The sequence below is a fragment of the Pseudomonas cannabina genome, from assembly GCF_900100365.1.
GTDB classification, from domain to species: Bacteria; Pseudomonadota; Gammaproteobacteria; order Pseudomonadales; family Pseudomonadaceae; genus Aquipseudomonas; species Aquipseudomonas cannabina.
In genome coordinates this window covers 3,187,985-3,201,240 of the sequence record NZ_FNKU01000001.1, presented here as the reverse complement: position 1 = coordinate 3,201,240, position 13,256 = coordinate 3,187,985, and the positions used below count along the sequence as shown (strand labels likewise).

Below are 13,256 nucleotides of genomic sequence, written 5' to 3'. Positions count from 1 at the left end.
CCCTTAAAGTGCCTGCTCGGCTGGCAGACTGGGTTGGAAGGTAACTGTCCGGGTGTTCAAGTAGCGCGGGGCCACACTTTAAGGACACGCGATTTCAGCGCATTGATCAGGCAATCATCAGTCGTTGGCGCGGCTTCGCTGTGCACGCGGCGACCGGTAGGCGGAAAGGATGTTGCTGTCTGGCAATTCGCCAAAAAGGTCCATTGACTGCTGGCCGTGGCTCGCGGCCTCGGACGTATCCACTGCCAGCGATGAGGGCGAGGTTCGAGTCGGAACAGGCAGGTTCATTTGCCTGACCAGCGGCAAAATGCGCTCGAGTGGTTGCGGCGTGCTGAACAGGTAGCCTTGTACGTAATCACTGCCAAACTTGCTCAGAAATTCCAGCTGTTCCGGGGTTTCCACGCCCTCGGTGACCACTTTCAGGCGCAGCGTGTGCGCCATGACGATAATCGCCTGGACAATTTCCATGTCCTGCGGGGAATTGGGGATGTCGATGATGAACGAGCGATCGATTTTCAGCGTGTCCAGCGGCAGGCGTTTCAAATAGGCCAGCGACGAGTAGCCGGTGCCGAAGTCGTCGATCGACAGCGAAACGCCCAGGCTGCGAATCTGTTTGAGCATCAGGATGGTGTTGCTGATGTTGCCCATCAAGGCGTTTTCGGTCACCTCCAGTTCCAGCCTGCCGGGGGCGACGTTGGCGTCGGCCAGCGCGTACTCGACTTCTTCGACCAGCTCGTCGCGGCCCAGGTTGAGCGCTGAACAGTTCACGGCAATGATTAGCTGATCAAGGCCTTCCTGGCGCAAGGTGCCCAAATCATGGCAGGCACGGCGCAGCACCCAGTTGTCCAGCTCGGCAATCAGGCCGTTGGCCTCGGCAATGCCGATGAACCGGTCCGGCACCAGCAGACCGTGGTGCGGATGATTCCAGCGCACCAGCGCTTCCAGCTTGGCGATGTGCCCGGTGCGCAGGTCAACGATAGGCTGGTAGTACACCTGCAGACCGGTCTCTTCGCGCAACGCACTGCGCAATTCTTCCTCCAGATGCAGCTCCATACTGGCCTTGGTCTTGAGGTCCGGGCTGAAGAAATTGACCCGGTTGCGCCCGGCGCCTTTCGACTGATACAGCGCCAGGTCGGCATGCTTGAGCAACTCGTCACAGGTGATGCCATCACGCGGGAACACGGCGATGCCAATGCTGGTGGTCATGACCATGCGCCTTCCCGCGAGGGCGATGGTTTCCTTCATTTTCTGCATGACCCGATGGGCCAGATGTCGGGCCTCTTCGTAGTCGGGAATGCTCAGCAGAATGCAGAATTCGTCGCCACCAAAGCGTGAGACAACGTCCTGCACACGCGTGGCGCTGCGAATGCGTTCGGCGATGACTTTGAGCAACTCGTCACCGGCATCGTGCCCCAGGCTGTCGTTGATGCGCTTGAAATGGTCGATGTCGAGAAACATCACCGCGAGCATGCCTTTGCCGAGGGTATGTTCCAGCAGTTTCTCAGCAAATATCTGGTTGAAGCCGCGACGGTTGATCAGGTTGGTCAGTGGGTCGTAATGCGCGACTTGCTGCAGTGAGACACGGGCCTGATCCAGCTGGCTGAGCAGGGCGTTGACCCGTTGCAGGTCATGCTCTTTGCTTTGCAGCTTTTTGTCAGCCATTGCGGCGCTGATGCTCCCGGCAATAATCAGCAACGTGATGGCAGCAATGGTCAGCCCCAATTGCTGGCTGTTTCCGGTGCTGGGGGTCAACAGCTCGGCACCCTCCGGCATGACCAGCCGCAATGCGCGCATGCCCATCAGGTGCATGGTCAGCAGGCCGGCCCCCAGCAACAGACTGACGCCATAACGAAACATCTGATGGAACATGCCGCTGTGCTGGCGAAGGTGGCGAGCCAGGGTCAACAGCGCAATGCTGGAGAGGATGGCTACCAGAATCGACAGCGAGAACATCTGCGGTTCGTAATATTGAGTGGCCTCGGAACGCATTGCCGACATGCCGAGGTAATGCATGATGCTGATGCCGATCCCCATGACCACTGAACTGAACAGGCAGTTTTTCAGGGTCAGCGTCGGTACCGTCAGCGCCCTCATGGCCAGCAGTGCGGTGACCAGCACGATCAGCAGCGATGTCAGGGTGATGGTCAGGTCATAGGAAATCGTCAGCGGTGCCTGGAATGCCAGCATGCTGATGAAGTGCATGGCCCATACGCCGCCCGCCAGGCACAGCGCGCCCAAGGCCTTCCACAGACGACGGCTTTTGACGGCCTCGACGAGAATGACCCGGTCGGCAATATCCAGCGTGGCAAAACACGAGGCGCACGCGACTCCATAGGCCAGCGCCACCAGAAACATGTTGTGACTACAGTCGATCAGCAGTTGCCCGTCCGCTGGAAGGCCGGCGAACATGTTTAAACCCAGCCACTCCATAGCGTGCCCTATATATTCACTACCAGGGCGCCGGAGCCTGAAAACCCGGCGATCTAAGGTGAGTATAGAGGCTGTTTTCAACCTGCCAATGTCTGAGGTGCCATTTTGGTATCAAAGTGATAGCCGGTGCTTATGTCGCGCCATCATCCCGGGTTCACACTTACGAATGTTTACAGACAGCGGGCGTGCGGGCTTCTAGATTGAGGTGAATGACAAAAACAGGACGGAACCGCCATGACCACGCCTTTGCCGGGAAACGCCACACAGGCCGCCAACGCCTGGCGGGTTCTGTTTCTGCTGTTCCTCGCCAACCTGTTCAATTTTTTCGATCGCACCATCCCGGCAATCATCGTCGAACCGATTCGTCTCGAATGGCATCTGAGTGATTTTCAGCTGGGCATGCTGGGCACCGCCTTCACGCTGGTCTATGCCATCGCTGGTCTGCCGTTGGGGCGCATGGCCGACAATGGCTCGCGGAAAAAGCTCATGGGCTGTGGCCTGGCGGTATGGAGCGGGCTGACCGCGGTCAACGGCATGGTGGGCAGTTTCTGGGCGTTCCTGCTGGTGCGCATGGGGGTTGGCATTGGTGAGGCGAGTTATGCGCCTGCTGCCAATTCGCTGATCGGTGATCTGTTTCCGGCTCATCGCCGCGCGCGAGCCATGGGCCTGTTCATGCTGGGACTGCCGTTGGGCCTGCTGCTGGCATTCTTCACGATTGGTGCGATGGTCAAGGCGTTCGACAGCTGGCGGGCGCCGTTTTTCATCGCAGCGCTGCCTGGGCTGTTGCTAGCGCTGTTCATTTTCTTCATCAAGGAACCGCAGCGCGGTGCGGCTGAAAACGTGCGCATGTCGCAGGCAACGATCGAAAGGCCGATCCGCCGTGTGCTGTCGATCCCCACGTTTCGCTGGCTGGTGCTGGGTGGTCTGACGTTCAATTTCGCGACTTATGCCTGCAACTCATTCATGGTGCCGATGCTGCAGCGCTACTTTCTGCTGCCGTTGCAAGAGGCTGCGATTGCTACGGGGATCATCGTCGGCGTCACCGGGTTGATCGGTCTGACCCTCGGCGGCTGGATTGCCGACAAACTGCATCAGCGCTCCTCCAACGGCAGGCTGCTGTTTGCAACCTTCAGCATGCTGGTCGCCGCGCTGGCGACAGGTTATGCATTGCATGCGGGGCGAATCGAGATCGGTGTGTTCGTAGGCGTGTTCAGTCTGGGCTGGCTGTTCGCCTACAACTTCTATACCTGCGTCTACACCGCGATCCAGGACGTGGTCGAGCCACGCCTGCGGGCAACCGCTATGGCGCTGTTCTTTGCCGGGCTTTATCTGCTGGGCGGCGGGCTTGGACCGGTGGTCGTCGGCTTGCTGTCCGACCACTTCGCCCATACAGCCATGGCCGTGGCGGGTATCGACGTCATGAACGAAAGCTTCAAAGCCATTGGCCTGCACAACGCCATGTACCTGATTCCGGCAGCACTGTTCCTGACCTTGCTGTTTCTGTATCAGGCATCGCGCTGCTTCAGCCGGGATGCCGAACGGATGAAAGCGCGGATGATGGCGGAAGAGCCGGCGGAAGACTTGGTGGAGGGGGGTGTGGTGGCCTGACAGTGATTGCTCTGATGCAAGATCGGACGCAGAGCGTCCAGAACGGCATGCCGACGCAGAGCGTCGCACGATAGTCAAACCTGCTGTCTTTATCGCGATGGCACTGACAACGCAGATTGCGACGTAAGTGACGGCTGAGCTCTGGCGCTGATCCGGGGGATGCGAGGCAGGACGCCGAGCAAGCCGCAACGGGCCCAGACTGTGTAAAAACTACTGCGCTTTGCAATACTGCGTTAAAAACAGGCGAAAAATGCTCATTTAGAACACCTAGACTCCGCTTTTTCGCCTGTTTTTGCCTTGTCTTGCCTTCGCTCGTGACGTTTTTACACACTCTGGGCCATGGATGGCCCGTTGCGGCGGCCCCCGGATCAGTGACAGGGCGAAGGAACCCGACGAAGTCGGGCCGGAAACGGAGCCAGGATTTTGGTTACTTTGATCCTTCAAAGTCACTCGCCGAGGGGCGAAAAGGTGACCTGAGTCGAGCCTCCATCCCTCTGACATCGCAGAACCGCCGTGTGACGCGGAGCGTCACGAAATGCATCCCCACGCGGAGCGTGGGGACGAGAGTCAGCGTGGTTTCAACCCGCGACCAGCACCCGAATCGCCTCCAGACGCAGCACCGCTTTTTCCAGCATCGCCAGACCTTGCTCACGCTGAGTGCGCAAGGCGACCAGTTCACTGTCACGCACAGTCGGGTTGACCGCTTGCAGCGCAGTCAGACGCGCCAGCTCCTCTTCGGTATCGGCTGCCAGACGACGCTGCGCTTCGGCCACGCGTTCAGCGTGCTTCGGCGCGATCTTCTCCTCGCCCGCGTTGATCCTCGGCGTCAGCAGATCACGTTGCGCCTGGATAAACTTGTTGGCACTCGCGCGCGGCACGCTTTCGAGCTGATCGTTCAGCGTGTTGAACGACACGCGGCCCGACAGATCATTGCCGTTTGGATCGAGCAGGCAGCGCAAGGCGGCAGGCGGCAGGTAGCGGCCCAACTGCAACGAACGCGGCGCGACCACCTCACTGACATAAATCAGCTCCAGCAGCACAGTGCCGGGCTTGAGCGCCTTGTTCTTGATCAGCGCCACGGCGGTGTTGCCCATCGAGCCGGACAGCACCAGATCCATGCCGCCCTGAACCATCGGATGCTCCCAGGTGATGAACTGCATGTCTTCGCGAGACAGCGCCTGGTTGCGATCGTAGGTGATGGTCACGCCTTCGTCGTCGCCCAGCGGGAAGCTGGCGTCGAGCATCTTCTCGCTCGGTTTGAGGATCAGCGCGTTTTCCGAGTGGTCTTCGCTGTCGATGCCAAACGCGTCGAACAGGGTTTCCATGTAGATCGGCAGACTGAACTGGTCGTCCTGATCCAGAATCGCTTCGACCAGCGCCTCGCCCTCGCCGGCACCGCCCGAGTTGAGTTCCAGCAGACGGTCGCGGCCGGTGTGCAGCTCGCTTTCCAGACGCTCGCGCTCGGCGCGGGCGTCGTTGATCAGGCTTTGCCACTCGTCATCGTCACCGCTTTCCAGCAGTGGCAGCAGGCGTGGGCCGAACTGATGCTGCAAGGCGTTGCCGGTCGGGCAGGTATTGAGGAAGGCATTGAGCGCTTCGTGATACCACTGGAACAGGCGCGCCTGCGGGCTGGTTTCCAGGAACGGTACATGCAGTTCGATGGTGTGCTTCTGGCCGATCCGGTCCAGACGGCCGATACGCTGCTCCAGCAAATCCGGGTGCGACGGCAGATCGAACAGAACCAGGTGGTGAGAGAACTGGAAGTTGCGGCCTTCACTGCCGATTTCCGAACAGATCAGCACCTGAGCGCCGAACTCTTCGTCTGCGAAGTAGGCTGCAGCCCGGTCGCGCTCGAGAATGTTCATGCCTTCGTGGAAGACCGTGGCCGGGATGCCGGAGCGCACGCGCAGGGCGTCTTCGAGGTCCATGGCGGTTTCGGCGTGGGCGCAGATGACCAGCACTTTGACGCGCTTGAGCATCTTGAGGGTATCGATCAGCCAGTCGACGCGTGGGTCGAAGCGCCACCAGCGTTCTTCTTCGCTGACGTCCGAATGCGCCTGGAAGCTTACCTCAGGGTAAAGATCGGCATGCTCGCCAACCGGCAGCTCGAGGTATTCAACCGGGCAGGGCAGCGGGTATTCGTGCAGCTTGCGCTCCGGGAAACCCTGCACGGCGGCGCGGGTGTTACGGAACAGCACGCGGCCGGTGCCGTGACGGTCCAGCAGCTCGCGAATCAGCCGCGCCTTGGCTTCGTCGTCACCGGCATTGACTGCCGCCAGCAGCGTATCGCCTTCAGCACCGAGGAAACCATGGATGGTGGCCTGTGCTTCCGGAGACAGCTTGCCCTTGTCGAGCAGTTCCTGAACGGCCTTGGCCACCGGGCGATAGTTGTCGCTTTCAGCACGGAAGGCTTTCAGGTCGTGGAAACGGTTCGGGTCGAGCAGGCGCAGACGCGCGAAGTGGCTGTCCTGGCCCAGTTGTTCCGGAGTTGCGGTCAGTAGCAGGACGCCGGGAATGACTTCAGCCAGTTGCTCGACCAGCGAATACTCGCGGCTGGCCTTGTCTTCGTGCCAGACCAGGTGGTGCGCTTCGTCGACCACCATCAGATCCCAGCCCGCTGCAAACAGCGCGTCCTGGGCTTTTTCGTCTTCGACCAGCCACTCCAGAGCGACCAGCGCGAGCTGGGTGTCTTCGAACGGGTTGCCGGCATCGCTTTCCATGAAGCGCTCGGCATCAAACAGTGCAACCTGCAGATTGAAGCGGCGGCGCATCTCTACCAGCCACTGATGCTGAAGGTTTTCCGGGACCAGAATCAGCACGCGGTTGGCGCGCCCCGAGAGCAGTTGGCGGTGAATCACCAGGCCGGCTTCGATGGTCTTGCCCAGGCCTACTTCGTCAGCCAGCAGAACACGCGGCGCGATGCGGTCGGCGACTTCGCGGGCAATGTGCAGTTGGTGCGCGATAGGCTGCGCCCGCACGCCGCCCAGGCCCCAGAGAGAGGACTGCAATTGACGGCTGGTGTGTTCGAGCGTGTTGTAGCGCAGCGAGAACCATGACAACTGGTCGATCTGACCGGCGAACAGGCGATCGGTCGCCAAACGGAACTGGATGAAGTTCGACAGTTGGGTTTCCGGCAGCGTAACCACTTCGTTCTGTGCGTTCAGGCCGTGATAGACCAGCAGGCCGTCGACATCATCGACTTCGCGAACGGTCATCTTCCAGTTTTCGAAGTGTGTGATCACATCGCCCGGAGAGAAGCGTACGCGGGTCAGCGGAGCATTCCGCAGTGCGTACTGACGCGTTTCGCCAGTGGCCGGATAGAGCACGGTCAACAAGCGGCCGTCCTGTGCCAGAACGGTGCCCAAACCCAGCTCGGCTTCGCTGTCGCTAATCCAGCGTTGCCCCGGTTGATACTGCTGCGCCATGCTGCCTGTCTCCCGCTTGAAAAAGCTGACTATGTTAACGGAACGCGCACCGAAGACCAAAGGTGGCGTGAAAAAACCCTGCCAAAGCGCCTGCTGCGCACTGAATATTCAGTTCCATGACACTTATTTCACTAAGGAGGCGCTGATTTATTCGATTTTTCGTCCCTGCAACGCTCTGGAGGCCTTGATTTATCTGGGGGCAACAGCTGGGTTTTAGAATAAATCAGCGTCTCCCTAAAGGCAGTCAAAAAATCCTTATAAATTACCGCAACCCTTTCATATCGGTTCAAGTTGCCTTGTGCACGGCCGACACCCCGGTAAGAGGAGAACAACCATGCTGCAACCTATGCTTCCGTTAAGTGTGGTGCCCTTGACATCACAGACCGACCCGGCCAGACGCGTGCCGGACATCCCGCCTGTTGCGCCGGTACAGGAGAGCTCCAACGAGACCTCCATCGACTTGCACAATGAAGATTCTGAACGCAGCGCATTGCTATTGCGTGAAGAGCAGCAGCGTCAACAGCAGCACGGTCAGCACGGTCGTGGTTCTGAAGAGGCCGAGGAGTATCAGGGGCTGGTGGTTCCCGGACATTCGTTGAATGCCGACAACACGGTTCCGGTCGTACCGCTCATCGATGACGAGCCGCGTCAGGGCCTCTGGGTCGATATTCAGATCTGACAGCAGGTTTTCCCCGGTTTTTGCGCTGGTCATGGCCGCTGCGATTGAGCATTTTTGGGTTTGATTTCCCGTGTTCGAGAACCGCAAGCCATGAGCGACGACGAAAAACTGATCGACTTGAGCGCCGAACGTGCCAGGCGCGTCCACGATCTGAACGAAAAACGTCTCAATGAAGTGCGCAACGCCTTCGAGCAGGCGATGCCGTTAGGCAAGAAAAAGTCCGGGAAAAAGCCCAAGAAGCGCTGATTCAACCTCTGCTACAGCTTCCTGATCGGCTCGCTACGCGCTGCGTAGACGAATGGCTGATCTGGATCAACTCGCCTCAGCACACCCTCGTTTACTCTCCATCCATCGATTACAGCGTCGGCGGCCACATCCGCACGCTCAGGCAATGAGCACGCAAGGCATTTGGGGCGACTTCGGTCGCCCTTTTTTTCGTCTGTGTACCGGTTGCGCCGTTGCTTCCCGGGCGATGTCACCTTACGGCTTCGGCGCCTGCATTGGCCAGGTCATAGGCTCTCGCTGCTTCTGCTGTCTTGATGTCGCGGTTGTAGCTCGGTGTCCAGGCGGTCACAGGTGATTTCTGGGTGAAGCTGACATTGCTGCCGATGTCCTTGAAGTGCGCATCGCCATAGTCATCCAGCACGCCGCTATTACTGGCCTTGTTGGAAACATCGACACCTTTCGCGAAATAGTTGGCCTGCGACAGGATGGTCGCATCCCCTGTCGCGGTGAAGCCGAGGTGGAAGTCGTTGATAGAGTTGTTGAACACATCAAATTGCCCATGACGCATCAGGCCAGGTGCCCGAACATCAAGGTCGCTGAACACGTTGTTGGCGATGGTCATTCGCGGGTAACCCTTGTACTCGGCCTTGGCTTTTTCCGAGTCGTCCGGCTGACCGAGAATCACACCATACTCATTGTTCTGGAATCTCGAATTGGTCAGGCTGACGTTATCGGCCTTGCCGCCCACGTAGAGCAGTTTATCCAGACCTTTAGGGTTCTGATCCTTGGTGCCAGTAGCGGTGATGTGGTCGATCCAGTATTTCTGGCCGCTGCTGATGAACATCTGCATGTCACCGTTTTCACGGTAACGGCTGTCGTGGGTGAAGTTCAGGGTCTGGAAAATGTCGTTGCTGGCAGTTTTGCCGCTGGCCAGATAAATGTTGTGCAGGCTGTTGCCCTTATCGGTACCCAGCAAGGTTTTGTTGGCCCCGAAGTTTATCGACACTTTACTGTCGGCAGACAGATTGGCCCCCAGTTTGACGGTGCGGGCTGTGTCGTCCTCCATGTACTTCTTGAGGTCGGCAACCGTGTTCACAGTGACCACTTCGCCGTTGTTGCCCCCGGTGGTGTTGGCCTCCTTGGCGAAGCCGATCATGCCGGACATGTCCGCTCCTTGGCCGTGAGCGGCGCGCGGTGCAGGTTTTGCCACTTTTTCTTCGGTGTCAGGTTTTTCGGTGACGGGCGTCGTGGCCCTGGGTTGCGCGGCCGGTGTGACGGCGACAGGTTTGGGCGGCGCAGTCACTGACGTTTTATCTTGAGTCTGCACAGGGTCAGGCGGCGTCGGTGCAGTATTTTTCTGTACCGTGACAGGCTTGTCTGCCGGATGATCGTTCTGTACTACAAAAGGTTTTTCTGTTGGTGTTGGTGTTGGTGTTGGGGCCGGGGCCGCCGACGGCGACGAAGGTGAGGCGGATGAAGGCGTCTGCGACAGTTGAGAGAAGCTCGGTGCCTGCTCGCGTTGAGTCTGTGAAGGGGGCGGTGCCTGATCCTGCTGCTGATCGCCTTTGAAAAGAGAAAGCAGGTCTTTGAGGATGTTGCGAATAGCCTCTACCAGTTTGTTCAGCAGCAATTCGACAGGGTTTTCGGATGCGTCTGAAGCCGCGCTCGTGGCTGGTACCTGCGGCCGCGAGCCAGACAGGGACAGCGATGATTGCAGACCGTTTACCTGATGTGGCGAGCTGAAGTCGATCAGTTGGCTGTTGTGGCCCGACTTCACGTCCGGTGGCTGGATTCCATCGGTCTCTGGATTGACGCTCTGTGTCGAGAGTCCTGAAACGGGGTAAACGTTTCTGTTGATCGTATTCATTACTGATTTCCCCGCCTGCGGGCATGAACAATTCGTGATCCCGGATAGAAAGTACTGCTCTGCCCCTGAGTGGAAAGGAGCGGAAAAGAGTTCCGGGATGCTTCATGAAATTTGTGTGCAGGCGTAGAAAAAAGAGCTGGCACGCGTGTTGGCCGGACGCGCACCCGGTTCAGCGATCAGCCGAAGGTGATCTCTGGCAACACGGTCAGGTCGACCGTCTGCTGTTTGCGCGGGGCAAGAATTTCGGCTTCGCCGTCTACCACCAGCTCATCGTTCTGGTTGAACACGCGAGTGGCGATACGCACGCGGAATTTCGGCAGTTTTTCCAGGATTTCCAGGCGCACGGTCAGGGTGTCACCCAGTTTTACGGGTTTCTGGAAGGTCATCTGCTGACCGATGTAAATAGTGCCAGGGCCGGGCAACTCGCAGGCGACGGCCGCACTGATCAGCGCGCCGCTGAACATGCCGTGGGCGATACGCTCCTTGAACATGGTCTTGACCGCGTATTCGGCATCCAGATGGACAGGGTTGTGGTCACCGGACATGGCGGCGAACAACTGGATGTCACGCTCTTCCACCTTCTTGCTGTAGCTGGCGGTCTGACCAACTTCGAGGGCTTCGTACGGCGTGTTGGTGACTTGAGTCATGTGGCTGTCCTAACAATGAAAATGAATTTAGCGAGCCGGTTCGTTTCGCCCGATATAGCCGAGCCCTAGGGAGACGCTGATTTATTCTAAAGCACAGCTGTTGCCCCCTGATAAATCAAGGCCTCCAGAGCGTTGCAGGGACGAAAAATCGAATAAATCAGCGGCTCCCTAGGGCCGCGCCTGTGGATAGACGCTGATTTGTAACACTTGATGACCCGTTGCCGCCATTACACCGGCAAGAACAATCAGACGTTTGCTGGCGCTCACCGGATCACATCGTTCTGCATAAATAGCTGAAGGCTGCGGAATACTGCCGTCGCAACGCTGACGCGCGGCCTGATACCGATTGCCATTGCACGTCGGCAGGGCAGTGTATAGCGGGCAGCGAATGGCAGTCTGAACGGAGGCGAGATTCATGCCGCTGATGACACCCAAGTGACTTTGCCTGATGCGCTTTAACTGCTAACGTCGGGCAAGGCACAAGCAGGCAAGGGATAAAAATAATGCAAGCTGATTTCTGGAATGACAAGCGCCCGGCTGGCGTCGACCCGGATGTGGATCTGCAGGCTTGGCAATCGGTCATGGACGTGTTTGATCGCTGCTGTAAGAAATTTGCCGATCGCCCGGCGTTCAGCAATATGGGCGTGACCCTGACCTATGCCGACCTCGAGCGCCACTCGCTGGCCTTTGCCGGGTATCTGCAACAGCACACAGGGCTGCTGCCCGGCGACCGCATCGCTGTGCAGATGCCCAACTTGTTGCAATATCCGATCGCCGTGTTCGGTGCGATACGTGCCGGCCTGATCGTCGTCAACACTAACCCGCTGTACACTGCGCGCGAGATGCGCCATCAGTTTCAGGACTCCGGTGCCAAGGCGCTGGTCTATCTCAATGTGTTCGGCAAGCTGGTGCAGGAAGTTCTCCCGGACACTGCCATCGAATACCTGATCGAAGTGAAAATGGGTGACATGCAGCCGGCGGCTAAAGGCTGGCTGGTCAACACCATCGTCGACAAGGTCAAGAAACTGGTTCCCGACTACCAGCTACCCCAAGCCATTGGCTTCAAGCGCGCGTTGCGCATCGGGCGTGACAGTCAGGCCCGATCAGTCGCGCAACGCCTGGATGACGTCGCTGTACTGCAATACACCGGGGGCACCACGGGGCTGGCCAAAGGCGCGATGCTGACCCACGGCAATCTGGTCGCCAACATGCAGCAAGTCTATGCCTGCATGCGCCAGCAATATCCTGACGGCAGGCGGGCGTTCGAAGAGGGTACCGAGGTGATGATCGCGCCGCTGCCGCTTTACCATATCTATGCATTCACAGGGCATTGCATGTGCATGATGATCGGCGGCAACCACAATGTTCTGATCACCAATCCGCGCGATATCACAGGCTTTATCAAGGAGCTGCGCAAGTGGAAGTTCACGGCCATGATCGGGGTCAATACCTTGTTCGTCGCGCTGATGAACCATCCCGAGTTCAAGAATCTGGATTTCTCCACGTTGAAGAGCACCAATTCCGGGGGCACTGCGCTGGTCAAGGCCACGGCCGAGCGGTGGGCGCAGATCACCGGCTGCACGATTGTCGAGGGCTACGGCCTGACCGAAACGTCGCCTGTTGCCAGCGCCAACCCTTATGGAACGCAGGCGCGTCTGGGTACGGTCGGTATTCCGGTGCCCGGCACGGCCATGAAAGTCATCGATGACGAGGGCGTGGAACTGCCGTTCGGCGAGCGCGGCGAACTGTGCATCAAGGGGCCGCAGGTCATGAAAGGCTACTGGAATCGTCCGGATGCCACGGCCGAAGCACTTGACGCCGAAGGCTGGTTCAAGACTGGCGACATTGCCGTGATAGCTGCCGACGGGTTCGTCAGTATCGTGGATCGCAAAAAAGACCTGATCATTGTTTCCGGTTTCAACGTCTACCCCAACGAAATCGAAGACGTGGTCATGGCTCATCCGAAAGTCGCCAGTTGCGCTTGCATCGGCGTGCCTGACGAGCGTACCGGAGAGGCCGTCAAGCTGTTCGTGGTGCCGCGGGAGGAGGGGGTCAGCACGGAAGAACTCAAGGCGTTCTGCAAGGAAAACTTCACCGCATATAAAGTGCCCAGGCATATCGTGCTGCGCGATTCGTTGCCGATGACGCCGGTGGGCAAGATTCTGCGCAGGGAGCTTCGCGACATCGCTTGACTGCAGTAATCGTCTCTATTTGTGTATCGCGGGACATGTCTGGCCCTGTTGCAGCGTGCTGCACACAGGGCCGAATCTTTTCAAACAGGCCTTTTTTGCGTCTTGACCCCTCTGGAACAATGCTTTTGGCCCATCTAGCCCTGATTATTGTCCTGCACTATAAAGTGACTGAAATATAAAATT

Annotated in this window: 10 protein-coding genes; 5 read left to right on the top strand and 5 right to left on the bottom strand. The window is 58.5% G+C overall.

The window, feature by feature from the left end; genetic code table 11:
• Window positions 1–117 precede the first annotated feature (117 nt).
• The gene (locus tag BLT55_RS15035; RefSeq protein ID WP_055001898.1) at window positions 118–2,430 is read right to left on the bottom strand and encodes a putative bifunctional diguanylate cyclase/phosphodiesterase; all 2,313 of its coding nucleotides are present in this window, start codon (window positions 2,428–2,430) and stop codon (window positions 118–120) included.
• A 234-nt stretch (window positions 2,431–2,664) separates the two neighbouring features.
• Between BLT55_RS15035 and BLT55_RS15030 the strand changes: the two genes are divergently transcribed.
• Window positions 2,665–4,038: a spinster family MFS transporter gene (locus tag BLT55_RS15030; protein WP_055001897.1), complete on the top strand. Its 1,374-nt coding sequence runs from the start codon at window positions 2,665–2,667 to the stop codon at window positions 4,036–4,038.
• Window positions 4,039–4,616: 578 nt separating this feature from the next.
• Here the strand turns inward: BLT55_RS15030 and rapA are convergent.
• Entirely contained in the window at window positions 4,617–7,463 is a 2,847-nt protein-coding gene (gene rapA, locus BLT55_RS15015; RefSeq protein ID WP_055001314.1) for an RNA polymerase-associated protein RapA, read from the bottom strand.
• Here rapA and BLT55_RS33490 point away from each other — a divergent pair.
• From BLT55_RS33490 to BLT55_RS15000, 3 genes are all read left to right on the top strand, one after another.
• On the top strand, window positions 7,462–7,680 hold the full coding sequence (locus BLT55_RS33490) for a hypothetical protein (protein ID WP_055001313.1): 219 nt from the start codon (window positions 7,462–7,464) through the stop codon (window positions 7,678–7,680). The two genes, rapA and BLT55_RS33490, sit on opposite strands and share 2 nt — an antisense overlap.
• A gap of 117 nt (window positions 7,681–7,797) precedes the next feature.
• Complete coding sequence (locus tag BLT55_RS15005) at window positions 7,798–8,142, top strand: hypothetical protein (RefSeq protein WP_055001312.1); 345 nt, start codon at window positions 7,798–7,800, stop codon at window positions 8,140–8,142.
• 90 nt (window positions 8,143–8,232) lie between these two features.
• On the top strand, window positions 8,233–8,388 hold the full coding sequence (locus tag BLT55_RS15000; protein WP_054080095.1) for a hypothetical protein: 156 nt from the start codon (window positions 8,233–8,235) through the stop codon (window positions 8,386–8,388).
• Window positions 8,389–8,617: 229 nt separating this feature from the next.
• On the opposite strand, the gene BLT55_RS14995 is transcribed toward BLT55_RS15000, so the two are convergent.
• The 3 genes from BLT55_RS14995 to BLT55_RS14985 all read right to left on the bottom strand — a co-directional run bounded on the left by BLT55_RS14995 (window position 8,618) and on the right by BLT55_RS14985 (window position 11,316).
• On the bottom strand, window positions 8,618–10,234 hold the full coding sequence (locus BLT55_RS14995; protein WP_055001310.1) for a pectate lyase family protein: 1,617 nt from the start codon (window positions 10,232–10,234) through the stop codon (window positions 8,618–8,620).
• 176 nt (window positions 10,235–10,410) lie between these two features.
• On the bottom strand, window positions 10,411–10,881 hold the full coding sequence (locus tag BLT55_RS14990; RefSeq protein ID WP_055001309.1) for a MaoC family dehydratase: 471 nt from the start codon (window positions 10,879–10,881) through the stop codon (window positions 10,411–10,413).
• A gap of 168 nt (window positions 10,882–11,049) precedes the next feature.
• A complete protein-coding gene (locus tag BLT55_RS14985) occupies window positions 11,050–11,316 on the bottom strand; it encodes a hypothetical protein (protein WP_055000595.1) in 267 nt (88 codons plus the stop codon).
• 68 nt (window positions 11,317–11,384) lie between these two features.
• Here BLT55_RS14985 and fadD2 point away from each other — a divergent pair, with 68 nt between their 5' ends.
• Window positions 11,385–13,073: a long-chain-fatty-acid--CoA ligase FadD2 gene (fadD2, locus tag BLT55_RS14980; protein ID WP_055000596.1), complete on the top strand. Its 1,689-nt coding sequence runs from the start codon at window positions 11,385–11,387 to the stop codon at window positions 13,071–13,073.
• Window positions 13,074–13,256: the final 183 nt, after the last annotated feature.

Bases quoted from the DNA above. Each gene is read 5' to 3' on its own strand.
- BLT55_RS15035 (WP_055001898.1), bottom strand. From the start codon at position 2,430: ATGGAGTGGCTGGGTTTAAACATGTTCGCCGGCCTTCCAGCGGACGGG.
- BLT55_RS15030 (WP_055001897.1), top strand. From the start codon at position 2,665: ATGACCACGCCTTTGCCGGGAAACGCCACACAGGCCGCCAACGCCTGG.
- BLT55_RS33490 (WP_055001313.1), top strand. From the start codon at position 7,462: ATGCTGCCTGTCTCCCGCTTGAAAAAGCTGACTATGTTAACGGAACGC.
- rapA (WP_055001314.1), bottom strand. From the start codon at position 7,463: ATGGCGCAGCAGTATCAACCGGGGCAACGCTGGATTAGCGACAGCGAA.
- BLT55_RS15005 (WP_055001312.1), top strand. From the start codon at position 7,798: ATGCTGCAACCTATGCTTCCGTTAAGTGTGGTGCCCTTGACATCACAG.
- BLT55_RS15000 (WP_054080095.1), top strand. From the start codon at position 8,233: ATGAGCGACGACGAAAAACTGATCGACTTGAGCGCCGAACGTGCCAGG.
- BLT55_RS14995 (WP_055001310.1), bottom strand. From the start codon at position 10,234: ATGAATACGATCAACAGAAACGTTTACCCCGTTTCAGGACTCTCGACA.
- BLT55_RS14990 (WP_055001309.1), bottom strand. From the start codon at position 10,881: ATGACTCAAGTCACCAACACGCCGTACGAAGCCCTCGAAGTTGGTCAG.
- fadD2 (WP_055000596.1), top strand. From the start codon at position 11,385: ATGCAAGCTGATTTCTGGAATGACAAGCGCCCGGCTGGCGTCGACCCG.